20 protein-coding genes are annotated in these 21,914 nt (G+C 74.7%); 14 read left to right on the top strand and 6 right to left on the bottom strand.

Going from position 1 to position 21,914, the window contains the following annotated elements; translation table 11 throughout:
* Positions 1-20: 20 nt before the first annotated feature.
* The 5 genes from H7X46_RS14345 to H7X46_RS14365 all read left to right on the top strand — a co-directional run bounded on the left by H7X46_RS14345 (position 21) and on the right by H7X46_RS14365 (position 4,811).
* A complete protein-coding gene (locus H7X46_RS14345) occupies positions 21-1,001 on the top strand; it encodes a 3-hydroxyacyl-CoA dehydrogenase family protein (protein ID WP_186359878.1) in 981 nt (326 codons plus the stop codon).
* The gene (locus tag H7X46_RS14350) at positions 998-1,765 is read left to right on the top strand and encodes an SDR family NAD(P)-dependent oxidoreductase (RefSeq protein ID WP_186359879.1); all 768 of its coding nucleotides are present in this window, start codon (positions 998-1,000) and stop codon (positions 1,763-1,765) included. Before H7X46_RS14345 ends, H7X46_RS14350 begins: the two co-directional genes overlap by 4 nt.
* A gap of 104 nt (positions 1,766-1,869) precedes the next feature.
* Complete coding sequence (locus tag H7X46_RS14355) at positions 1,870-3,261, top strand: MFS transporter (RefSeq protein WP_222131314.1); 1,392 nt, start codon at positions 1,870-1,872, stop codon at positions 3,259-3,261.
* Complete coding sequence (locus H7X46_RS30685) at positions 3,258-4,499, top strand: four-carbon acid sugar kinase family protein (protein ID WP_222131315.1); 1,242 nt, start codon at positions 3,258-3,260, stop codon at positions 4,497-4,499. Before H7X46_RS14355 ends, H7X46_RS30685 begins: the two co-directional genes overlap by 4 nt.
* 54 nt (positions 4,500-4,553) lie before the next feature.
* Positions 4,554-4,811: a PLDc N-terminal domain-containing protein gene (locus H7X46_RS14365; RefSeq protein ID WP_186359880.1), complete on the top strand. Its 258-nt coding sequence runs from the start codon at positions 4,554-4,556 to the stop codon at positions 4,809-4,811.
* On the opposite strand, the gene H7X46_RS14370 is transcribed toward H7X46_RS14365, so the two are convergent.
* Positions 4,765-5,517 (bottom strand): sulfite exporter TauE/SafE family protein, encoded by a 753-nt coding sequence (locus H7X46_RS14370; RefSeq protein WP_186359881.1) that lies wholly within the window; start codon positions 5,515-5,517, stop codon positions 4,765-4,767. The genes H7X46_RS14365 and H7X46_RS14370 overlap by 47 nt on opposite strands.
* Positions 5,518-5,600: 83 nt before the next feature.
* Here H7X46_RS14370 and H7X46_RS14375 point away from each other — a divergent pair, with 83 nt between their 5' ends.
* On the top strand, positions 5,601-6,233 hold the full coding sequence (locus H7X46_RS14375; RefSeq protein WP_186359882.1) for a class I SAM-dependent methyltransferase: 633 nt from the start codon (positions 5,601-5,603) through the stop codon (positions 6,231-6,233).
* 24 nt (positions 6,234-6,257) lie between these two features.
* Here H7X46_RS14375 and H7X46_RS14380 read toward each other — a convergent pair whose 3' ends face one another.
* A complete protein-coding gene (locus H7X46_RS14380; RefSeq protein WP_186359883.1) occupies positions 6,258-6,929 on the bottom strand; it encodes a response regulator transcription factor in 672 nt (223 codons plus the stop codon).
* A gap of 211 nt (positions 6,930-7,140) precedes the next feature.
* Here H7X46_RS14380 and H7X46_RS14385 point away from each other — a divergent pair, with 211 nt between their 5' ends.
* From H7X46_RS14385 to H7X46_RS14400, 4 genes are all read left to right on the top strand, one after another.
* Complete coding sequence (locus H7X46_RS14385; RefSeq protein WP_186359884.1) at positions 7,141-7,908, top strand: GAF and ANTAR domain-containing protein; 768 nt, start codon at positions 7,141-7,143, stop codon at positions 7,906-7,908.
* A 69-nt stretch (positions 7,909-7,977) separates the two neighbouring features.
* Entirely contained in the window at positions 7,978-8,667 is a 690-nt protein-coding gene (locus H7X46_RS14390; protein ID WP_186359885.1) for an ANTAR domain-containing protein, read from the top strand.
* An 84-nt stretch (positions 8,668-8,751) separates the two neighbouring features.
* On the top strand, positions 8,752-9,222 hold the full coding sequence (locus tag H7X46_RS14395; protein ID WP_186359886.1) for a hypothetical protein: 471 nt from the start codon (positions 8,752-8,754) through the stop codon (positions 9,220-9,222).
* Between the two features lie 17 nt (positions 9,223-9,239).
* Positions 9,240-9,677: a hypothetical protein gene (locus H7X46_RS14400; protein WP_186359887.1), complete on the top strand. Its 438-nt coding sequence runs from the start codon at positions 9,240-9,242 to the stop codon at positions 9,675-9,677.
* A 61-nt stretch (positions 9,678-9,738) separates the two neighbouring features.
* Here H7X46_RS14400 and H7X46_RS14405 read toward each other — a convergent pair whose 3' ends face one another.
* Both H7X46_RS14405 and H7X46_RS14410 read right to left on the bottom strand, forming a co-directional pair.
* Complete coding sequence (locus H7X46_RS14405; RefSeq protein ID WP_370588769.1) at positions 9,739-11,421, bottom strand: ABC-F family ATP-binding cassette domain-containing protein; 1,683 nt, start codon at positions 11,419-11,421, stop codon at positions 9,739-9,741.
* Between the two features lie 364 nt (positions 11,422-11,785).
* Positions 11,786-12,766: an EamA family transporter gene (locus tag H7X46_RS14410; RefSeq protein WP_186359888.1), complete on the bottom strand. Its 981-nt coding sequence runs from the start codon at positions 12,764-12,766 to the stop codon at positions 11,786-11,788.
* 73 nt (positions 12,767-12,839) lie between these two features.
* Here H7X46_RS14410 and H7X46_RS14415 point away from each other — a divergent pair, with 73 nt between their 5' ends.
* Entirely contained in the window at positions 12,840-13,757 is a 918-nt protein-coding gene (locus H7X46_RS14415; protein WP_186359889.1) for a LysR family transcriptional regulator, read from the top strand.
* Here H7X46_RS14415 and H7X46_RS30690 read toward each other — a convergent pair.
* Positions 13,741-15,135 (bottom strand): NlpC/P60 family protein, encoded by a 1,395-nt coding sequence (locus H7X46_RS30690; protein WP_186359890.1) that lies wholly within the window; start codon positions 15,133-15,135, stop codon positions 13,741-13,743. The two genes, H7X46_RS14415 and H7X46_RS30690, sit on opposite strands and share 17 nt — an antisense overlap.
* Positions 15,136-15,438: 303 nt before the next feature.
* On the opposite strand from H7X46_RS30690, the gene H7X46_RS14425 reads away from it, so the two are divergent.
* A complete protein-coding gene (locus H7X46_RS14425) occupies positions 15,439-18,249 on the top strand; it encodes an aconitate hydratase (protein ID WP_186359891.1) in 2,811 nt (936 codons plus the stop codon).
* A 72-nt stretch (positions 18,250-18,321) separates the two neighbouring features.
* Here H7X46_RS14425 and H7X46_RS14430 read toward each other — a convergent pair whose 3' ends face one another.
* Complete coding sequence (locus H7X46_RS14430) at positions 18,322-19,074, bottom strand: IclR family transcriptional regulator (protein ID WP_186359892.1); 753 nt, start codon at positions 19,072-19,074, stop codon at positions 18,322-18,324.
* A 113-nt stretch (positions 19,075-19,187) separates the two neighbouring features.
* Here H7X46_RS14430 and H7X46_RS14435 point away from each other — a divergent pair, with 113 nt between their 5' ends.
* Together H7X46_RS14435 and H7X46_RS14440 are read left to right on the top strand one after the other, a co-directional pair.
* Positions 19,188-20,468 (top strand): SLC13 family permease, encoded by a 1,281-nt coding sequence (locus H7X46_RS14435; protein WP_186359893.1) that lies wholly within the window; start codon positions 19,188-19,190, stop codon positions 20,466-20,468.
* Positions 20,469-20,506: 38 nt separating this feature from the next.
* On the top strand, positions 20,507-21,898 hold the full coding sequence (locus tag H7X46_RS14440) for an acyl-CoA synthetase (protein ID WP_186359894.1): 1,392 nt from the start codon (positions 20,507-20,509) through the stop codon (positions 21,896-21,898).
* The last annotated feature ends 16 nt before the right edge of the window (positions 21,899-21,914 follow it).

Consider the following 21,914-nt stretch of genomic DNA (forward strand, 5'->3'; position numbering starts at 1 on the left):
CCGAGCCGAGAGAGGCCACCATGACCGGACAACTCACCGGCCGCACGTTCGCGGTGATCGGCAGCGGGTACATGGGCGGCGGCATCGCCCAGGTCCTCGCCCTGGCCGGCGCCGAGGTGCGGATCGCCGACGTCGACGCCGAGGTGACCCGGGCGAACCGGGAACGGCTGATCGCCGAGGCGGAACGGTTCGCCGCCGACGGCCTGTTCCCGGCGCACGCCCCGGACACCGTCGCGTCCCGGGTCACGGCCGCCGACGACTACGAGGCCGCCGTCGACGGCGCCGGCTTCGTCGAGGAGGCCGTCCCGGAGAAGATCGAGATCAAGCACGAGGTCCTGCGCCGGGTCTCCGCGGCCGCCGCACCCGACGCCGTGATCGGCTCGAACACCTCCACCATCCTCATCGGACGGATCGCCGAGGCGGTGAAGGGCCCGGAGCGGTTCCTCGGCGTGCACTTCTCCAACCCGGCCCCGTTCATCCCGGGCGTCGAGGTGATCACCCACGAGGGCACCGACCCGGCGGTCGTCGCCGGCGTCGAGGACGTCGTGCGCGCCACCGGCAAGCACCCGGCCCGGGTCGCCGACGCCGACGGCTTCGTCCTCAACCGTCTGCAGTACGCGCTGTTCTCCGAGGCCTCCCAGCTGGTCGACGAGGGCGTCGCGAGCGCGGAGGACGTCGACACGATCGTCCGCACCACGTTCGGGTTCCGGCTGCCGTTCTTCGGCCCGTTCGCGATCGCCGACATGGCCGGGCTCGACGTCTACAGGTTCTGCTTCGAGTCGCTGCAGGGCCGCTGGCCCGAGCGGTTCGCCACCCCGCCGGCCCTGGCCGAGCACGTCGACGCCGGCCGGCTGGGCACCAAGTCCGGCGGCGGGTTCCTCGACGTGCCCGCCGAGCGGGTGCCCGAGCTCGTCGCCTACCGCAACCGGGCCTACACGCGGATGCAGCAGCTCCTCGACGAGCTGGGCCCGGCACCCCTGACCCAGGAGGACGACCGATGACCCCCTTCCCCACCGAGCGCACGGTGATCCTCACCGGGGCGGGCTCCCCGCGCGGGATCGGCCGGGCGACCGCGTTCCACCTCGCCGAAGCGGGCTGGAACGTCGGCCTGGTCGACGTGGACGCCGCTGCGGCCGCCGATACCGCGGCCGAGGTCGCCGCGGCGCACGGCGTCCGCGCCGCCGGCGTCGGCGCCGACGTCGCCGACCGCGAGGCCGCCGTCGCCGCGGTCGACACCCTCGAGGAACGGCTGCCGCAGCTCGTCGCGCTGGTGGCGTTCGCCGGGGTCTCCTCCCCGGTCCCCTACCTGGAGGTCGACGCCGACGAGTGGCGCCGGGTCGTCTCGGTGAACCTGGAAGGCACCCACTGGGTCACCCAGCGGGTCGCCCGCTCGCTGGTCGGGCACGGTGTCGGCCGGATCGTCGGGATCTCGTCGGTGTCCGCGCAGCGCGGCGGCGGCACCTACTCCAAGACGCCGTACTCCGCGGCCAAGGCCGGCATCGTCGGCCTGATCCGGTCGGTGGCCCGCGAGCTGGGCCCGCACGGGGTGACCGCGAACGCGATCTCCCCCGGCCCGATCGACACCGACATCATGGGCGGCACCCTCACCGACGAGCGCAAGGCCGCGATGGCCGCCGACGGGGTGCTCCCCCGGATCGGCACCCCGCGCGACGTCGCCGCGGCCGCCGCCTACCTGATCAGCGAGGACGCCGGCTTCGTGACGGGGCAGACCCTGAACGTCGACGGCGGCCTCTACATGCACTGATGTCCCGACCGTTCCCCGGCTGGAGCCGCTCCCGGATCGCGTTCCTCGCGGTCGGGATCGTCCTCGTCGCCGCCGGGCTCGTGATGATCTTCTAGGAGACCGCCGTGGCAACGACGCCGCAGACCGGCGCCCCGCGCGAGCTGCTCGACAGCCCGCACCTGGCGTCCGGCATCAAGAAGGCCACCACCCGGCTCATGCCGATGCTGGTGATCCTCTACTTCGTCGCCTTCCTCGACCGCACCAACGTCGGGTTCGCCGAGGACGGCCTGCAGATCGACCGGGGCATCAGCGCGGGCGCGTTCGCGCTGGGCGCCGGCATCTTCTTCATCGGGTACGCGCTCTTCGAGATCCCGTCGAACCTGCTGCTCACCCGCTACGGGGCCCGGTTCTGGCTGGCCCGGATCGCGATCAGCTGGGGCCTCGTGGCGTCCGCGTTCGCGTTCACCACGAACGACACGATGTTCGTGATCCTGCGGTTCCTGCTCGGCGTCACCGAGGCCGGGCTGTTCCCCGGCGTGATCATGTTCCTCGCCGAGTGGTTCCCGAACAAGCGCCGCGTGCAGCTGTTCGCGATCTTCTACCTGGCCCAGCCGTTCAGCCAGATGCTGGGCGCCCCGCTGTCCGGCGGCCTGATCAGCTTCGGTGAGCAGTTCACCCCGTGGCTGGGCTGGCAGGTGATGTTCTTCGTCGAGGGCATGCTCGCCGTCGTCGCCGGGATCGCGGCGTTCTACCTGCTCACCGACTCCCCGCAGAAGGCCCGCTTCCTCACCGCCGAGGAGAAGTCCGCGATGCACGCGGTGATGGAGCACGAGAACGCGGTGAAGGACGCCGACGGGCCGCGTGGCATCTGGCCCGCCATGGTCAGCGGGAAGGTCTGGTACTTCACCGCGATCTACTTCTGCCTGCAGGTCGCCGTGTACGGCACCACCTTCTACCTGCCCCAGCAGGTGTCCGGGCTGATCGGCCGCGACGTCGGCTGGGAGGTCGGCCTCGTCACGGCGGTGCCGTGGGCGGTGGGCCTGTTCGCCTGCTACTACGTCGGCAAGCACGCCGACACGCTGCGGCGCCGCCGGGACTGGGGCACGGTCGCGTTCGTGCTCACCGGAGCCGCGATCCTGCTCTCGGCCTGGGCGGGCGCGCACGGGTACTCGCTGCTCGGCATCGTCGCGATCACGGTCGCGGTGTCGGCGTTCCTGTGCGCCGGCCCGATCAGCTGGTCGTTCCCGACCGCGTTCCTGGCCGGGGCGGCCGCCGCCACCGGCATCGGGCTGATCAACTCGATCGGCAACCTGGGCGGCTTCGTCGCCCCGGTCATGCGGACCGCGATCAACGACGTCGTCCCGACCGAGAGCGGCACCTGGGGCGTGGTGTCGCTGGGCGTGCTCGCGTTCGTCGCGGCCGCGATGATGTGGGCGACCCGGTTCTTCACCGCCCGGGCCGACGCGCTGCTCGCCGACACCCCCGCAGCGGACGGCGCCGCGGAGACGCGGCCGTGACCCGGCCGGTGAAGGTGGTCGTCTGCGACGACGACCCCACCGGGACCCAGTCCGCGACCGGGGTCGAGGTGCTGCTGGCCTGGGACGCCGGCTCGCTCACCGAAGCCCTGACCCGGGCCGACGCGGTGTACCTGCTCACCAACACCCGGGCGCTGGCCGAGCCCGCGGCCGTCGCACTGGTCGCCCGGATCCGGGCGGAGGCGACCGCGGCCGCGGAGCGCCTCGGCGCCGACGTCCGGCTGGTGCTGCGCGGCGACTCGACCCTGCGCGGGCACGTGTTCGCCGAGGCCGCCGCCGTCGACCCGGTCGCGCCGCTGCTGTTCGTGCCGGCGTTCCCCGGCGGCGGCCGGACCACCGTCGACGGCACCCACCTGGTCCGGGTCGGCGGGGAGACCGTCCCCGCGCACGAGACCGAGTTCGCCCGCGACCCGGTGTTCGGCTACCGGCACGGGCACCTGCCGGACTACGTGCGCGAGAAGTCCGACCGCACCCCGGTGCCGGTCGGGGTCGACGTCGTGCGCTCCGGCGGATTGGCCGGCGTGCTGGCCGCGGCCGGTGACGGCGAGGTGATCCTCCCGGACGTGCACGACGACGCCGACGTCGTCCGGATCGCCGAGGCGCTGCGGGCGGCCTGGCCCCGCCGCGCCGTCGTCGCCCGCGGCGGCGCCCCGCTCGCCGCGGCCGTCTGCGGCGTGACCAGCGACGGCCTGCTGGACCGGCCGGTCGCCGGCCCGGGCCGGACGCTGCTGGTGTGCGGATCGCACACCGGCGCCGCCACCCGCCAGCTCGCCGCGGCCTCGGCCCGCCGGCCGGCGCCCGCGGTCGTCGACACCGACGCGGCGCTCGCCGACCCGGACGCGGCCGCGGTCGCGCTCACCGCCCGGTGCGGCGCCGGCCTGGACACCGGCTACGCCGCGCTGGCCAGCGAGCGCGAGCGCCGCGCCGAGCACGACACCCTCGCCCACGGGGAGTCGGTGATGCGGGTGCTGGTCGGGGTGGTCGCGGCGGTGCGGGACCGGGTCGACGTCGTCGTCACCAAGGGCGGGATCACCGGCGCCCAGGTCGCCCGGGACGGCCTGGGCGCGACCTCCGCCCGGGTCCGCGGCCAGGTGCTGGCGGGGGTCTCGGTCTGGGACCTGCGGACGGCGGGCGGCCGGGACGTCGTGCAGGTGGTGGTGCCCGGCAACGTCGGCGACGACGACGCCCTCGACGCCGCGCTCACCGCCGTCGGCGCCTGAACCGGTCCGGGAACGCCCCGTGACGTGCGGGGCGGCTCCTGCCAGGATCGGCGCATGGGCCGCAGGGTGAGGTGGAACGACCTGGGCGCCGGCGGGCGGGCCGCCGTGGTGCTCACCGCGATCGCGCAGTTCGGGCTGCTCGGCGCCGCATGGGTGGATCTCGCCCGCCGCGCGCCGTCCGAGGTGAACGGCCCGCGGTGGCTGTGGGCGCTGGCGTCGCTGGTGAACTTCGCCGGCCCGATCGCCTACTTCGCCCGCGGCCGGGCTACTCCACGAGCAGGAACACGACCGCGGCGATCCCGATCACGATGATCACCGCGCGGAGCAGCGCCGGCGGCAGCCGCCGCCCGACCTTCGCGCCCAGCAGGCCACCGGCGATCGAGCTCACCGCGATGATCCCGACGACCGCCCAGTCGACCGGGGCGACGACCGCGTAGATCACCCCGGCGACCAGGTTCACCACCGACGCGAGCGTGTTCTTGAACGCGTTGAGCCGCTGCAGCGGGTCGGCGACGAGCAGGCCCATCACCCCGACCAGCATGATCCCCTGCGCGGCGGTGAAGTAGCCGCCGTACACACCGACCAGGAAGATCAGCAGGTAGAGCACCGGCGACGAGGTCCGGTCCGGCCGCTCCCGGTTCCGCAGCAGCCGCGCGAGCAGCGGCTGCACCGCGACCAGCACCACCGAGAGCCCCACGAGGACCGGCACGATCGTCTCGAACGCGTCCGGCGGCAGCGACAGCAGCAGGACCGCGCCGGCGATCGCGCCGAGGAACGACGCGACGCCGTAGCGGGCCAGCCGGCGCCCGTGCCCCACCCATTCCTTGCGGTACCCGACCGCACCCGTGATCGAGCCGGTGATGAGGCCGATGGCGTTCGACGTCGTCGCGGTCACCGGCGGGAACCCGAGCGCGACGAGCACGGGGAAGGTCACCAGCGTCCCGGACCCGACGACGGTGTTGATCAGTCCGGCCCACAGCCCGGCCAGGGCGATGACCGCGACCTCCCACAGCTCCATGCGCTCACCCTACGAACCGACCGTTGCATCGCTAACCATCGGCCGCTCGCCGGGGCGCACCGCGGCCGTACGAGGATCGCCACGTGAACCCCGACTTCCTCACCCGGACCCGCTCCGGCTACGACCGGATCGCCCGCGCCTACGCCGATCACTTCCGCGACGAGTTCGCCGGGTGGTACGAGGAGCGCGCCCTGCTCGGGGCGTTCGCGGACCGCCTCGTCGCCGGCGGGGGCGGCCCGGTGGTCGACGCCGGCTGCGGGCCGGGTGACGTGACCGGGTTCCTGCGGGACCGCGGGGTCGACGCCCGCGGGATCGATCTCTCCCCCGAGATGGTGCGGGTCGCCCGCGAGCAGCACGCGGGCGTCCCGTTCGCGGTGGGGTCGCTGCTGGAGCTGCCGACGGGGCTCGCCGGGCTGCTGGCCTGGTACTCGCTGATCCACGTCCCGCCGGAGCGCCGCGCGGACTGCCTCGCCGGGTTCGCCCGTGCCCTGCGCCCGGGCGGGCTGCTGCTGCTCGGGTTCCAGGTCGGGACCGGGACGTTGCACCTGGCCGAGGCGCTCGGCGAGCCGGTCGGGCTGGACTTCCACCGGCTCGACCCGGACGAGCTGGCGGACCGGCTGGGCGACAACGGGTTCACCGTGCTCAGCCGGACCGTCCGGGCGGCGCGGGAGGGCGAGCGGACCCCGCACGCGGTCGTGCTCGCCCGGCGCGGGTGAGCGCCGGCCGGCCGCCGGGCGTGCTCAGCGGACCGACCGGTGCCGGTGGTACAGGGCCACGGCCTCGATCTGGGAGTTGACCCCGAGCTTGGTGAGCACCCCCCGGATCTGGGTGCGCACCGTGGCGACCGAGACGACGTAGGAGTCCGCGATGGCCGGGGCCCGCCGGCCCGCGGCCAGCAGCTCGAGGATCTCGCGCTCCCGGGTGGTGAGAGCGGCGAAGGCCTCGTCCAGCCGGTGCCGGTCGCGCCGGTGGGCGAGGTGCCGTTCGATCAGCTCGCGGCGCCGGACCGGCGGCACGACCGGGCGGCCGTGGAGGGTGTCGCGCAGCGCGGCCAGCAGGGTGCCGAACGGTGCCGACTTGGGGACCGCCCCGGCTGCGCCTGCGGCGAGCGCGGCCCCGATCCGTTCGGGCCCGGTGTCGTCGCTGAGCGCCAGCACCCGCCGGCCCGCGGCCCGGATCGGCCCGACCAGCTCGGCGCCGTCGATCCGGCGGCCGGTGCCGTCGTACCCGAGCTCGAGGTCGAGCAGCACCACCTCGGGCACGGTGGTGGGCCCGAGCGCGGCGACGACCTCGGGTGCGGAGGGGACCGCGAGGACCCGCGCGTCGTGACCGGCCGCCCGCAGGCCGGTGGCCAGCGAGGACGCCACCAGCGGGTGGTCGTCGACGATCCAGATCGGCCGGAACGGCGACACGGGGCCCCTTTCCGTCAGGGGCCGCACGGTCGCCAGGCCCCGGCATCGAGTGGACGAAGCCGATGTACCGCCGGGGTCTGGAGCGGTCGTCTCCAGTAGGTACACAATCGGCTGCGGGAACGTCGACCGCCGTTCGGCCGATCCGGGCTGCTGCGGTCACATGATCCCGTGCGGGGCCGGGTACCCACCCGATGCGAGCTCGGGAGGACCCATGGCCCCACGTGACGGGTGGCCGCCGGACCGGACCGGTGAGCTGGCCGAGACGTTCGTCGAATGCGCCGACACCCTGGTGGCCGGTTTCGACATCGTGGAGTTCCTGATACGGCTCTGCGACCGGTGCGTCCGGTTGCTGCAGGTCGACGCGGCCGGGGTGGTGCTGGCCGACCCCCAGGGCCGGCTGCAGATCATGGCCGCGACCGGCGAGGACGCCCGGCACCTGGAACACCGCCAGCTCCAGGTCGGCGAGGGGCCGTGCCTGGACTGCCACCGCACCGGCCGAGCGGTGGCCGTCCCCGACATGGCCGAGGCCGTGGAGCGGTGGCCCCGGTTCGCCGTGACGTGCCGGCAGGCCGGGTTCGCCGGGGTGCACGCGCTGCCGATGCGCTATCGCGACCAGGTGGTCGGCGCGATGAACCTGTTCGCGCGCACGCCCGGGCCGTGGGGCCCGGCCACCGCGCGGGTCGCCCAGGCGCTGACCGACGTCGCCACGATCGGCCTGCTGCAGCACCGCGAACGCACCGACCAGGCCACGGTGATCGACCAGCTGCAGACCGCGGTCACCAGCCGGGTCGTCATCGAGCAGGCCAAGGGGGTTCTCGGCGAACGCATCGGCATGGACCCGGAGCAGGCGTTCCAGGTGCTGCGCCGGTACGCCCGGCGCCACAACCGGCGGCTGACCGACCTGGCCCGCGCCGTGGTCACCGGCACCGAGGACCTCACCGGCCGGGTCCCGCGCCCCCCGCCGGACGGCCGGCGCTGAGCACCCGTGCACGCGGCCGGGTTCGCGGTAGCGTGTCGGTATCGCCCTCCGGCAATCGAGGGGTCGTCCGTGCCACCAGACTCTCGACAGTCGCTCCAGCAGGTCGTTCGCGGCTGCGTCGCCACGCTCGGGGTAGACGGAGCCGGCCTGACCGCGATCGGCAGCCGGGACGAACGGGTCCACCTCGCCGCGACCGGCCCCGCCACCCTCCGGATCGCGGACCTGCAGCAGGTCACCGGTACCGGCCCGTGCTGGGACGCCAGCACGACCCACCGGCCCGCGCACGGGCCCGACCTGGCCGCGGCGGTGGAGCAGGCGCGCTGGCCCGGTTTCGCCGCGGCGGCCGTCGAGCGGGGGACGCGAGCGGTCTTCGCCTTCCCGGTCCTGGCCGGGGCCGTCTGCTGCGGCACGCTCCTGCTGTGCCGGCAGCGCCCCGGGCCGCTGACCCCGGCCCAGATCCGCGACGGGCTGGGGTTCGCCGAGTCGGGGCTGTGGGCCCTGCTCGATCTGCGGGCCGGCGTGCCCACCGACCGGCCGGTCGCGCCCTTCGGCGCCGGCCAGGACGAGGTCTTCCAGGCCAGCGGCGTCATCGCCGCCCAGCTCGGCACCGGGGTCGATGACGCCCTGGTCCTGCTGCGTGCCCATGCGCTGGCCGCCGGCCGGCCCCTGACCGAGGCCGCCGCCGACGTCGTCGCGCACCGCCTGCGGTTCGCCCCGGACCGCACCGGTAGCGCCGGCGATCACGGGTCGACGGAGTGATCTGGATCATCTAATCTGGCGGCGCGTCACTCCAGACCCCGGTGACCCACTCCTGTTGGTGTGCACGGGAAAGGCCGGGCGGGTATGGAGAACCCCTGTTTCATCGGCTCGTTCCTCGACGACCCGGGCGAGGGTGTCCTCCTGCTCCGGGGTGATCTCGACGCCGGTGCGGTCGTCCGCGTGGGCCACCACATCGACGACTTCCTCGCCGGCCCCACCCGGTTCCTCACGATCGAGGCCCACGAGGTCCACGACTACGACGCCGGCCTGCTGGCGCTGCTCGGGCGCGCGCAACGACGGCTCGGCGCCCGGCGCGGGATGCTGCAGGTGCGGGGCCTGCGGCCGGCCCCACGACCGGACCCGGCCCGGGCCGGGGCGGGTGCCGCCACGCCGGCACCCGAGGCGGCCCCACCGGTCGACGACCGGCCGACGGTTCGCTGTGGCGTCGCGCGTCAGGACCGGCGCGGCCGCCACCGCCGTGACCGGGCCGCCCCGGTGCCCGGTAGCCGCGCGGCGGGGGCCGCGAGACCTGCGGCCGACGGAGCACCGGCGTGACCCGGTCGGCACCGGACGTGAGTTCCGTTGCGGACGCGCCCCGGCTGCGCGACCGCCGCGAGCTGGTCGCCCAGCTCGACGCGCTGCACCGCTGGGACGGTGCCGGACCGACCGCCGAGTTCTACCGCGGCGCCGCCGCGGCGCTGAGCTGGCTGGCCGACGGTCGCCCGGCCCCGCTGTCCGGGAGCAGCCGTACCGGGCCCGTCACCGCGCCGGCCGTGGCTGCCGAGCTGGCCGACGCCGACGACCTCATCCGGGCCGGCCGGCCGCGACGACGGCACTTCCTCATCGGGGTGGAGCACGCCCTGATGTGGGCAGGGCACGACACCGCCGTCCCCCCGCTGCCGGACGCGCCCGAGCCGCCACCCCCCGTCTCCTCCTGGGCCGGACCGGGCATCCCTGCCCCGGACACCGCCGGGGACCAGGACCCGGTCGGCTGCGTGACCCGACGGTGACCGCCTTCCCCGGCACCGCGAGCCACCGGTCGCACGCCGTCCCAGGGCACCGGCCGACCGGTCATCGGCCCGGCGGGCCGGCCGGCCCCGAGCGGCCGCCGAGCTCCCGCCGCGGCCAGCCGGCCAGGTCCCGCAGCAGCTGCCTGTCGTGGGTGGCGACGACGACCGCGGCACCGGTCACCCGGATCGCCCCGGTCAGCTCGTCGACCAGGGCCGGTGACAGGTGGTTCGTCGGCTCGTCGAGCAGCAGCGTGCCCGGCCGCCCGGCCAGCGCCAGTGCGAGGTCGAGCCGGCGTTGCTGGCCCTGGGACAGCCGGCCGACCGGGGTGCGCAGCGCGGCCGTGTCGAGCAGGCCGAGCGATCCCGGCGGGACCGCGTCGGCGTCGCGGAGATCCCCGCGGGCGACCAGCCGGCCCACGTGGCGGGCGTGCACCTCGAGCGCGGTGAGCCCGGGATCGTGATCCGCGGTCTCCTGGGTGACCCGCACGATCCGGGCCCCGGGTGCCCGGCGGACGTGCCCCCGGGTGGGTGCGAGGTCCCCGGCCAGCACGGCGAGCAACGTCGACTTCCCGGACCCGTTCGGACCGGTGACGAGCACCCGGTCACCGCCGTCCAGGACGAGGTCGACCGGCCCGGCCAGCCGCCCGGCGACGGCGACGCCGTGCGCCCGCAGCTGCGGCGCCCCGGCCCGGACGCCCGGTTCGGGCCACCGCAGCGACGGCGGCGGCTCCGGGACGTCGACCCGGTGCGCCTCGAGCGCGCCGCGCTGCCGGTGCAGTGCCTGCACGACACCGGGTGCCCGGGACTGGCGCTGGTGCCTGCCGGTGCCCTTGTCCGGGCGCCATCCGGTGGAGAGCCGGTCCCGGGCCCGGGTCACGGCGTCCTGCAGGCGCCGGTGCTCGGCCTGCTGGGCGGCGTGGTCCTGCTCCCACCGCTCCCGCTCGCCGCGCCGGGCGTCCTGCCAGGCGTCGTAGCCGCCCGCGTACAGGCGGGGCCTGCCGTCCCGGGTCGGGTCGAGGTCGAGGAACCGCTCGGCCACGTCCCGCAGCAGGGCCCGGTCGTGGCTGACGACGGCGAGCCCGCCGGGGTGTTCCCGCAGCGCGCGGGTGAGGAAGTCGAGCCCGCCCGCGTCGAGGTGGTTGGTCGGCTCGTCGAGCAGCAGGACGTCGTGCCGGGCACCGAGCAGGCACGCCAGCCGGACCCGGTAGCGCTGCCCCACCGAGAGGGTCGCGAGCGGCCGGTCCCGGTCGGTGCAGGCACCCAGCGCCTCCAGGGCGACGTCGACCCGGCGTTCGGCGTCCCACGCCTCGAGCCGGGTGGCGGTGTCCAGCGCGGCCGCATAGCGGTCGTCCGCGCCGGTGTCGCCCCTGGTCAGGGCGTGGGTGGCCGAGTCGAGCGCAGCCAGCGCGGCGAGGCCGGCGGCCAGCGCCTGCCCGGTGACGGTGCCGACGGTCTCGCCGTCGCGGGCGGACATCTCCTGGCGGGCGAGCCCGATCGTGCCGGCCCGGTGCACGGTGCCGCCGTCCGGTGCGAGGAGGCCGGCGAGCACGTGCAGCAGGGTCGTCTTACCGCGGCCGTTCTCGCCGACGACGGCGATCCGCGACCGGTTGGACACGGTGACCGTGACGCCGTCGAGGACCCGGCGGTCCCCGCGGACGACGGTGACGTCCTCGGCCCGGATGTGGGCGGTGCCGGCCGGTGCGCCGGCGGTGCCGGCAAGCGTGGATTCGGGGGTGAGGTTCACGGGGATGCTCCGCAGCTCGCAGTGGAGCCGGGCAGCAGGACACGGCCGCCCGGCGGGAACCGGAACGGCGAGCGCGTGAAGTCGATGCGAAGGCGCCGCCGTCAGCGGGCGGAGCGGACCTTCTGGGACCAGATGCCTCGTGCCATGGCGCTCACGGTAACGACGCGGGCGCAGCGCATCATCCCGATTTCCGCGGCCGGCCGGCCCCGGAGGCGCCAGGTCCGCCGAATCCCGCCGACATGTAGCCCCCGGCGCGAATCGTCGATCTCCGCCGGACCGTGGGCTGCATCTCGGCGGGGGTGTGCCGGACACGGACGTTCCGGACGCGGACCGGTGCGCCCGGGTTGCGCCCCCGGTCACCGCATCACCCGACGGTCGCGGCCGGTTCGGCCGGCGCCCGGCGCCGCGACGGCGCCGACGCCGCGAGCACCCCGCCCACCACGACCGCCCCCGCGAGCAGCTCGACGACCGAGGGCCGCTCCCCCAGCAGCACCATCGCCAGCGTCATCCCCACGACCGGCACGAGCAGCGAGTGCGGCGCGACCAGCCCCGCCGGGTAGCGGCGCATCAGCCCCGTCCAGATGCCCGCGGCGAGGACCGTGGCCACCACCGAGAGGTAGACGAGCGCCCCCAGCCCCGGCAGGCCGTCCCAGGTGACCATCGCCCCGACGGCCGCCCACCCGGCCCCCGGACCCTCGACCACGGCGGAGGCGGCCAGCAGCGGCACCGGCGGCACGACCGTCATCCACATCGTCAGGTGCAGCGGGTTCACCGTCGCCCCGTCCCACTGTGCGGATGCGCGTTCCGCCTGCGCTCCACGCTGGGCCGACGCGCGTTCCGCCTGCGCTCCACGCTGGGCGAGCCGGTTGCACAGGTTGCCCGCCGCCCACCCGAGCGCGCCGAGCAGGGTGAGCACCACGGGCAGCAGCGCCGCGCTCTGGGCCCGGGCCAGCGCGATCGTGGCGAGCCCGGCCACCGCGACCCCGATGCCCGCCCACTGCCGGCGGGTCACCTCCTCCCGCAGCAGGATCGCGCCCAGCACGAGGGTGAACGGGCCGGACGCCTGCAGCACCAGCGACGCCAGCCCGGCCGGCATCCCCGCGTACATGGCGAGGAACAGAAACAGGAACTGCAGCGTCCCGAACCCGAGGCCGTAGCCGACCAGCCAGCGCAGCGGCACCCGCGGGCGCGGCACGAGCAGCACCGCCGGAACCGCGAGCACGAGCATCCGCAGGCCGGCGAGGAACACCGGCGGGAAGTACTCGAGTCCGACGTGGATCGCGATGAAGTTCGCGCCCCACAGCACGGCGACGACGACGGCGAGCAGGCGGTCCCGGACGGTCACGGCACCGACCCTGTCGCACCGCGGACACTGCAGTCCAGCGACATGAACTGAAACGATGTTGTAGCGTTCCTACATGGATGTGCGCCGCCTGCGGATCCTGCGCGAGCTCGCCGACCGCGGCTCGGTCACCGCCGTCGCCGCGGCACTCAACTACACGCCGTCGGCGGTGTCCCAGCAGCTCAAGGCGCTGTCCCGGGAGGCGGGCATCGCCCTGACCGTCCCGGACGGCCGCGGGCTGCGGCTGACCGAGGCAGGCGCCGCCGTCGTCGCCGGGGCGGAGGAGGTCCTCGCCGCGCTGGGCCGGCTGGAGGAGACCGTCACCGGGCTGCGCGATCAGCCACTCGGGACTGTCCGGGTGGTGCTGTTCCCGTCCGCGGCGCGGCTGCTGCTGCCCGGCCTGCTGCGCCGCGCCGGCCGGCACGACGGCCTGGTCCTGTCCTGCCGGGATCTGGACCTGCGCCCCGACGAGGTGCCGGTGGCCGCGGCGGAGGCCGACGTCGTCGTCACCCACCACGACGAGCGGCTCGACCCGTTCGGCGGCGGACGGCTGCGGGTGCACCCGCTGCTGCGCGAGCCGCTCGACGTGGTCCTCCCGCCCGCGCACCCGCTGGCCACCCGCACGGCGCTGCGCCTGACCGACCTGGTCGACGAGGACTGGATCTCGGTCGGGGTCGGGTGGCCGGTCGACGACGTGCTGAACTCCCTCGCGCTGGTCACCGGCACGACACCGCGGGTCGTCCAGCGGATCAACGACTTCTCGGTCACCGAGGAGCTCGTCGCCGACGGCCACGGCGTCGCCCTGCTCCCCCGCTACTCCACCGACCACCGTGACGGCACACGCCTCGCGCTGCGCCCGCTGGCCGGCGTGCACGCGGCCCGGCTGGTGCACGCCGTCGCCCGCCCGGAGGCAGCCGAGCGCCCGGCCGTGCGGCTGGTGCTCGACGAGCTCGCGGCCGAGGCCGACGCCGTGCGGCTCAGAACATCCGGGTGACCTTGTTCAGGCCGTCGTAGCGCACCGGGGTGATCCGCACCCGCGCCCCGGAGTACGGCGCCTCGATCATCATCCCGTCGCCCAGGTACATGGCGATGTGGTGGGTCCGGCCGTCCTCGGCCCAGGACAGCATGTCGCCGCGGCGCATCTCGTCGATCGGCACGAGCTCACCGGAGTTCGCCTGGTTGCCGCTGTAGCGGGGCAGGTCCACGCCGACCCCGGCGAACGCGTACTGCATCAGCCCGGAGCAGTCGAAGCCGACCTTGCGGTAGTCACCGTGCTCGTCGGCGACCCCGCCGTCCCGGATCCCCCGGGTCGGGCCGCGGGAGTTCCCGCCGCCCCACGCGTAGATGACGCCGAGCTGGGCCGTCGCGCGGTCGATCACGGTCTCGATCGCGGCCGAGCCGGACCGGCGGGGCGCCGGCGCCGGCGACGGCCCGTCCTGCTGGCTCTCCCGGGCGCGCGACCGCTCCTCGCGCTGCACCCGGGCGCGGGCCTCCGCGCGGGCCCGCTCCTCGGCCGCGGCGCGCAGGCGCTCCTGCTCGGCACGCCAGGCCTCGAACCGCTGGCGCTGGGCCCGCAGCCCGGCGTCGGCGTTCTCCGCCGCGTCCAGCCGGCCCTGGACCTGCGCCCGCTCGGCCCGGACGGCGTCCAGCCGGGCCTGCTGCGCGTCCGCCGCGGCCGCGGCGGCGTCCAGCTCGCGCTCCGCGGCGGCCGAGGCCTGCTCGGCGGCCTCCCGGCGCCGGTCGGCCTCCTCCTGCGCGGCCCGGGCCAGCGAGTCCGCGTTGGCCTGCGCGATCCGCGCCTGCTGCAGCCGTTCCAGCACCGCGGCCTGGTCCTCGCTCAACGCGTCGGTCAGCCGGGCCCGGTCGACGAGGTCCTGCGGGTCGGTCGCCCGGGACAGCAGCCCGAGCGGGCCGAGGTCGAGGCCGTGCGTGTAGACGTCGCCGACGAACGCGTCGAGCCGGGTCCGGGCCTCGTCGACGGCGCGGCCGGCCTCCTCGGTGGCCTGCCGCGCGGAGAACGCCCGGGCCGCGGCCGCGTCCGCCTCCCGCCCGGCCGCGTCCGCGGTGTCGCGGGCCGCGAGGGCCTCCTCGTTGCGGGCCGCGACGGCGAACTGCAGCTTTTCGACCTCGGCGTCCAGCTCCGCGAGCCGGCCGGTGAGCCGGCCGACCTCGCCGGCGCGTTCCTGCACGGTCCGGCGGCTCTGGTCGAGCTCGTCGTCGCCGGGGTTCGGCGGCGGGGGCGGCGCGGGCTGGGCCGGCGCGGTACCGGCCGCCGGCGCGACGGCGGCGGCGCCCACGGCAGGCGTGGCGAGCAGCACGGCCCCCAGGACCGCCAGCACGCCGATCGCCGTCGGCACGCGCCTGGACGTCACTCGTGGGCCTCCCGGGGAGCGGAACGGCGAGCGGGGGTCTCGCGCAGCTTGCCACTCCCGTCACGTCCGCACCGTGCGACACACCGGACGCACCCCGAGGTCCGCCGCTCGGGCGACGCGACCGGCACCACACCCACCTCGCGCGACTTATAGGACAGGCGTACTATTTGGGCGCGAGGGTCCACGCTGCCGCGGACGGAGCGGTGCGCAAGACTCCCGAGAGACGCCGGTGAGCCCACCCGAACGGCGAGCGCTCACCGACCCGGACGAGACACACGCCCACCACCACGGGAGGACCATCAAGTGGCCAGCACCGACAGCTTCGGCGCCCGAGGACAGCTCGACGTCGGAGGCACCGGTTACGAGATCTTCCGGCTCTCCGCGGTGGAGGGCTCGGAGCGGCTGCCCTTCAGCCTGAAGGTCCTGCTCGAGAACCTGCTCCGCACCGAGGACGGCGCCAACGTCACCGCGGACCACATCAACGCCCTGGCGAACTGGGACCCGCAGGCCGAGCCGGACACCGAGATCCAGTTCACCCCCGCCCGGGTGATCATGCAGGACTTCACCGGCGTGCCCTGCGTGGTCGACCTGGCGACGATGCGCGAGGCCGTGACCGAGATGGGCGGCGACCCGTCCAAGGTCAACCCGCTCGCGCCGGCCGAGCTGGTCATCGACCACTCGGTGATGATCGACTTCTTCGGCTCGGCGGACGCCTTCGAGCGCAACATCGAGTTCGAGTACGGCCGCAACAAGGAGCGCTACCAGTTCCTGCGCTGGGGCCAGGGCGCCTTCGACGAGTTCAAGGTCGTCCCGCCCGGCACCGGCATCGTGCACCAGGTCAACATCGAGAACCTGGCCCGCGTGGTCATGCCCCGCAACGGGCAGGCCTACCCGGACACCCTCGTCGGCACCGACTCGCACACCACGATGGTCAACGGCCTGGGCGTGCTCGGCTGGGGCGTCGGCGGCATCGAGGCCGAGGCCGCGATGCTCGGCCAGCCGGTGTCGATGCTCATCCCGAAGGTGCTGGGCTTCAAGCTGACCGGCGAGATCCCGACCGGTGTGACCGCCACCGACGTCGTGCTGACGATCACCGAGATGCTGCGCCGCGAGGGCGTCGTCGGGAAGTTCGTCGAGTTCTACGGCGCGGGCGTCGGCTCGGTGCCGCTGGCCAACCGCGCGACCATCGGCAACATGAGCCCCGAGTTCGGCTCCACCGCGGCGATCTTCCCGATCGACGAGGAGACCGTGCGCTACCTGCGCCTCACCGGCCGGTCCGAGGAGCAGATCGCGCTGGTCGAGGCGTACTGCAAGGAGCAGGGCCTCTGGCACGACCCGGACCGCGAGCCGGTCTACTCGCAGACCCTCGAGCTCGACCTGTCGACCGTCGAGCCGTCGATCGCCGGCCCGAAGCGCCCGCAGGACCGGATCGCGCTGTCCGACGCCAAGTCGTCGTTCCGCAAGTCGGTGCACGACTACACCGACGACGACGTCCCGGAGTCCCCGCAGCTCAAGGGCGTCGACGAGTCCAGCGACGAGTCCTTCCCGGCCAGCGACGCGCCGGCGCTGTCGTTCGCCGACGACGACGCCGCGCCGGTGGTGCACTCGGCCGCGAACGGCGGCGAGGGCCGCCCGTCCAAGCCGGTCACCGTGCGCTCGGAGACCCGCGGCGAGTTCGTCCTGGACCACGGCGCGGTGGCGATCGCCTCGATCACCTCCTGCACCAACACGTCCAACCCGAGCGTGATGCTCGGGGCGGCCCTGCTGGCCCGCAACGCCGTGGAGAAGGGGCTCACCGTCAAGCCGTGGGTCAAGACCTCGATGGCCCCCGGCTCGCAGGTCGTCACCGACTACTACGAGAAGGCCGGCCTCTGGCCGTACCTGGACAAGCTCGGCTACAACCTGGTCGGCTACGGCTGCACCACCTGCATCGGCAACTCCGGCCCGCTGCCGGAGGAGGTCTCGCAGGCGGTCAACGAGCACGACCTGACCGTCGTCTCGGTGCTGTCCGGCAACCGGAACTTCGAGGGCCGGATCAACCCGGACGTCAAGATGAACTACCTGGCGTCCCCGCCGCTGGTCATCGCCTACGCGCTGGCCGGCACGATGGACTTCGACTTCGAGACCCAGCCCCTGGGCCAGGACCAGGACGGGAACGACGTCTTCCTGCGCGACATCTGGCCCTCCACCGAGGACATCAACGCGGTCGTCGACTCGGCCATCGACTCGGCGATGTTCACCAAGAACTACGCCGACGTGTTCCGCGGGGACGAGCGGTGGCGCTCGCTGCCCACCCCCGAGGGCCAGAACTTCGAGTGGGACCCGCAGTCGACCTACGTCCGCAAGCCCCCGTACTTCGAGGGCATGGCCGCCGAGCCGGCGCCGGTCGGCGACATCTCCGGGGCCCGGGTGCTCGCCCTGCTCGGCGACTCGGTCACCACCGACCACATCTCGCCGGCCGGCGCGATCAAGCCGGGCACCCCCGCCGCGCAGTACCTCGACGAGAACGGCGTCGAGAAGAAGGACTACAACTCCTTCGGCTCGCGGCGCGGCAACCACGAGGTGATGATCCGCGGCACGTTCGCGAACATCCGGCTGCGCAACCTGCTGCTGGACGACGTCTCGGGCGGCTACACCCGCGACTTCACCCAGGAGGGCGGCCCGCAGGCGTTCATCTACGACGCCGCGCAGAACTACGCCGCGCAGAACACCCCGCTGGTCGTGCTGGGCGGCAAGGAGTACGGCTCCGGGTCGTCGCGCGACTGGGCGGCCAAGGGCACCGCGCTGCTGGGCGTCAAGGCCGTCATCGTGGAGTCCTTCGAGCGGATCCACCGCTCGAACCTCATCGGCATGGGCGTCATGCCGCTGCAGTTCCCGGAGGGCGAGTCGGCGCGGTCCCTGGGCCTCGACGGCACCGAGACCTTCGACATCGCCGGCATCACCGCGCTGAACGACGGGGCCACCCCGCGGACGGTGCAGGTGACGGCCACCAAGGAGTCCGGCGAGACCGTGCAGTTCGACGCGACGGTCCGCATCGACACCCCCGGTGAGGCGGACTACTACCGCAACGGCGGCATCCTCCAGTACGTCCTGCGGGGCATGCTGGCGAGCTGACGCGCCACCACCACGGACGGAGCCCGTCGCCCCGCGCAGGGGTGGCGGGCTCCGCCTCGTTCACACCCGCGTTCACACCGGGGCGCCGAGCTCCCGGGAGATCCGGCGGGCCGCATCCGCGGCGGCCCGCCCGTGGTCGTCGAACACGGCCTCGGTCATCCGCACGGTCGGGCCGGACACCGACAGGGCCCCGACCGGACGGGCGTCGGCGCCGAGGATCGCCGCGCCGACCGCGGCGATGCCGTCGCTGAGCCCTTCCGGGTTGACCGACCAGCCGCGGGCCCGGACCTCGGCGAGCCGCGCCCGCAACGCGTCCGGATCGGTGACCGTCCACCGGGTGCGCTCCTCGAGGGACCCGCCGGCCAGGTAGGCGTCGACCACGGGGGCGGGACAGGCCGCCAGGTAGGCCTGGCCGGTGGCCGAGGCGTTGAGCGGGATCCGGTGCCCGAGCGGCAGGAACGCGCGCAGGCTGTGCGCGGTGTCGAGCCGCTCGATCAGCACCAGCTCGCGGCCGTCCGGGGCCGCGAGGTGGATCGTCTCCCCCGTGGCGAGCTGCAGCTCGTGCAGCACCGGCAGCGCGCGCCCGCGCAGCTCACCGGCGTCGCGCGCCTGGTTGCCGACCGCGAACGCGCGGTAGGTCAGCCGCCACCGCGACACCTCGTCCACCCGGCACCAGCCGACCTCGGCCAGCGTCAGCAGGGTCCGCTGCACGGTGCTCTTCGGCAGCCCGACGGCCCGGGCGAGCTCGGACAGCCCGATCGGCTGCCGCTCCCCCACGGCCTCCAGCACCCGGATCGCCGAGACCACGCTGTTCGTCGCCGCCATGTGCTTGACCCCTCACGTACGGGTGACCTAACATCCGCGTCGGTCCATGGAATGAACCACTGTGCCATTGTGTGGACCGATTCGACAAGGTAGCGACCAACGGGGGTACGCACGTGGCGGTCCAGACCATCGCGCTGGTGGTGTTCGCGGCGGTGTTCGTGATCGCCGAGGTCCGGCGGTCGCACATCGGCATCGTGATGTTCGCGGCCGCGTCCGGGATCGGGCTGCTGGTGGCCGGGCTCGCCCTCGACGACATCGTCGCCGGGTTCCCGATCGACATCCTGATCCTGCTGGTCGGCGTCACGTACTTCTTCGGGATCGCCAAGGCCAACGGCACGATCGGGCGCCTCGTCGACCGTGCGCTGCTGCTCACCGGGGACCGCACCGGGGCGCTGCCGCTGACCTTCTTCGCGCTCACCGGCGTGATCTCGGCGATGGGCTCCCCGCTGGGCGGCCTGGTGATGGCCCCGATCGGGATGTCCGTGGCGCACCGGCGCGGGATCGACCCGATGCTCATGGGCCTCGCGATCGGGACCGGGTTGTCCGCGGGCGGCTTCGCGCCGACGTCGCTGTTCGGGATCGTCACCTGGGGCACCGCCGCGTCGGCCGGGGTCCCGCTGAACCCGCTCACGCTGTTCGCGGTCGCGATCGTCGCCAACCTGGTGCTGCTGGGCGCCGCCCACCTGCTGTTCGGTGCCCGCCGCCGGGTCCGCGTCGCCGCCGGGAGCGTTCCGCCCGTCGAGGACGACGACGTGCCGGCCGGGCGCGACCCGTTCAGCCCGATCCACCTGATCACCGTGCTCGCGATGCTCGGCCTGGTCGCCGCGGTGGTGGTGCTGGCCGTCGTCGGCAACGAGCCCGACGTCGGTGTGCTCGCGTTCGCGTTCGGTGCTGCGCTGACCCTGATCGACCCCGCGAACGGCCGCGGTGCGCTCAAGGAGATCGACTGGTCGACGGTGCTGCTCGTCGGCGGGATCATCACCTACGTCGGCGTGCTGCAGGAGATCGGTGCCGTCGACCTGCTCGGCGACCTCGCCGCCCGGCTCACCGTCCCGCTGCTCGCCGCCCTGGTGATCTGCGCCGTCTGCGGGCTGGTGTCGGCGTTCGCCTCGACCACCGGGATCCTCGCCGCCCTGGTCCCGCTCGCCATCCCGCTGGTGCAGCAGGGCGGTGTGCCGGGCTGGGCGCTGATCTGCGCGCTCGGGGTCTGCTCGTCCCTGGTGGACGTCTCCCCGTTCTCGACGGTCGGGGCGACCCTGGTCGCGACCACCGTCGACCCCGACCAGCGTCCGCGGATGACCGCGCTGCTGACCCGCTGGGGCCTGTCCATGGTGGTGCTCGGCCCGCTCGCGCTGGTCGGCACACTGGTGCTCCCCGCACTCGCCGTCCAGTGAGACCGCCCAGTGAGACCGCCCAGAACCGGAGACCGACGTTGATCCTCACCTCCCTCACGTCCGCGGAGGACCTCGACCGCGCCGTCGCCGTCGGCGACGACGTGCTGTCCCGCGCCGACCTCGTCGAGCGCGCCGGGCGGTTCGCCGCCGGCCTCCCGGACGACGGCCCGGTCGCGGTGCACGCGACGGCGTCGATCGACACGATCGTCGCCGTCACCGGCTGCCTGCTGGCCGGGGTGCCCGTGGTGCCGGTGCCGCCGGACGCCGGCCCCGCCGAGCGCGGGCACGTGCTGCGCGACTCGGGCGCGACCGCGTGGGCGGGCGACCGCCCGGACGGGGCCGAAGTCGCGGCGCTCCCGCCGGTCCGCCCCGCCGCGAGCGCCGCCGCACCGAGGGAAGTCGACCCCGAACAGACCGCGATGCTGCTCTACACCTCGGGGACCACCGGTGCGCCGAAGGGGGCGCAGCTGTCCGGGCGGGCGATCGCGTCCGGCCTGGACGCCCTGTTCGAGGTGTGGGACTGGACGCCCGGCGACACCGTCGCGCACGGGCTGCCGCTGTTCCACGTGCACGGGCTGATCCTCGGCGTGCTCGGCTCGCTGCGGCGCGGGTCGCGGGTGGTGCACACGGTCAAGCCGCAGCCCGCCCGGTACGCGGCGGCCGGCGCGAGCATGTACTTCGCCGTGCCGACGGTCTGGAACCGGATCGCCGACGACCCCACCTCGGCGCGGGCGCTCGGATCGGCCCGGCTGCTGGTGTCGGGCAGCGCGCCGCTGCCGGCGTCGCTGTTCGAGCGGATCGCCGGGCTCACCGGACAGGCACCGGTCGAGCGGTACGGGATGACCGAGACCATGATCACCCTGAGCGCGCGGGCGGCCGGGGAACGGCGCGCGGGCTGGGTCGGCCTGCCGGTCCCGGGCGCGGAGACCCGCCTGGTGCCGGCCGGCGACGGCGAGACCGGGGAGGTTCCCGGCGACGGCGAGACCGTCGGCCGGCTCGAGGTGCGCGGGCCGATGCTGTTCAGCGGCTACCTCAACCGGCCCGACGCCGACGCCGAGTGCCGGGCCGGCGACGGCTGGTTCCGCACCGGTGACCTCGCCGTCCGCGACGCCGGCGGGTTCCACCGGATCGTCGGCCGCGAGTCCACCGATCTCATCAAGTCCGGTGGCTACCGGATCGGCTCGGGCGAGATCGAGGCGGTGCTGCTCGACCACCCGTCGGTCTCCGAGGTCGCCGTCGTGGGGCTGCCCGACCCGGACCTGGGCCAGAAGATCGTCGCGTTCGTCGTGGGCGACGGCGACGGCCAGGCCCTCGTCGACCACGTCGCGTCCCAGCTGTCCTGGCACAAGCGCCCGCGCGAGGTCGTGTTCGTGGACGCGCTGCCGCGCAACCCGATGGGCAAGGTGCAGAAGAAGCTGCTCGGACGCTGAGCCACGGAGGGAGCAA

The organism is Pseudonocardia sp. C8, assembly GCF_014267175.1.
Lineage (GTDB): Bacteria > Actinomycetota > Actinomycetes > Mycobacteriales > Pseudonocardiaceae > Pseudonocardia.

Excerpts from the sequence above, each read along its gene's own strand:
- H7X46_RS14350 (WP_186359879.1), top strand. The coding sequence starts at position 998 with ATGACCCCCTTCCCCACCGAGCGCACGGTGATCCTCACCGGGGCGGGC.
- H7X46_RS14430 (WP_186359892.1), bottom strand. The coding sequence starts at position 19,074 with ATGGCGGCGACGAACAGCGTGGTCTCGGCGATCCGGGTGCTGGAGGCC.
- H7X46_RS14385 (WP_186359884.1), top strand. The coding sequence starts at position 7,141 with ATGGCCCCACGTGACGGGTGGCCGCCGGACCGGACCGGTGAGCTGGCC.
- H7X46_RS14345 (WP_186359878.1), top strand. The coding sequence starts at position 21 with ATGACCGGACAACTCACCGGCCGCACGTTCGCGGTGATCGGCAGCGGG.
- H7X46_RS14370 (WP_186359881.1), bottom strand. The coding sequence starts at position 5,517 with ATGGAGCTGTGGGAGGTCGCGGTCATCGCCCTGGCCGGGCTGTGGGCC.
- H7X46_RS14415 (WP_186359889.1), top strand. The coding sequence starts at position 12,840 with ATGGATGTGCGCCGCCTGCGGATCCTGCGCGAGCTCGCCGACCGCGGC.
- H7X46_RS14395 (WP_186359886.1), top strand. The coding sequence starts at position 8,752 with ATGGAGAACCCCTGTTTCATCGGCTCGTTCCTCGACGACCCGGGCGAG.
- H7X46_RS14365 (WP_186359880.1), top strand. The coding sequence starts at position 4,554 with ATGGGCCGCAGGGTGAGGTGGAACGACCTGGGCGCCGGCGGGCGGGCC.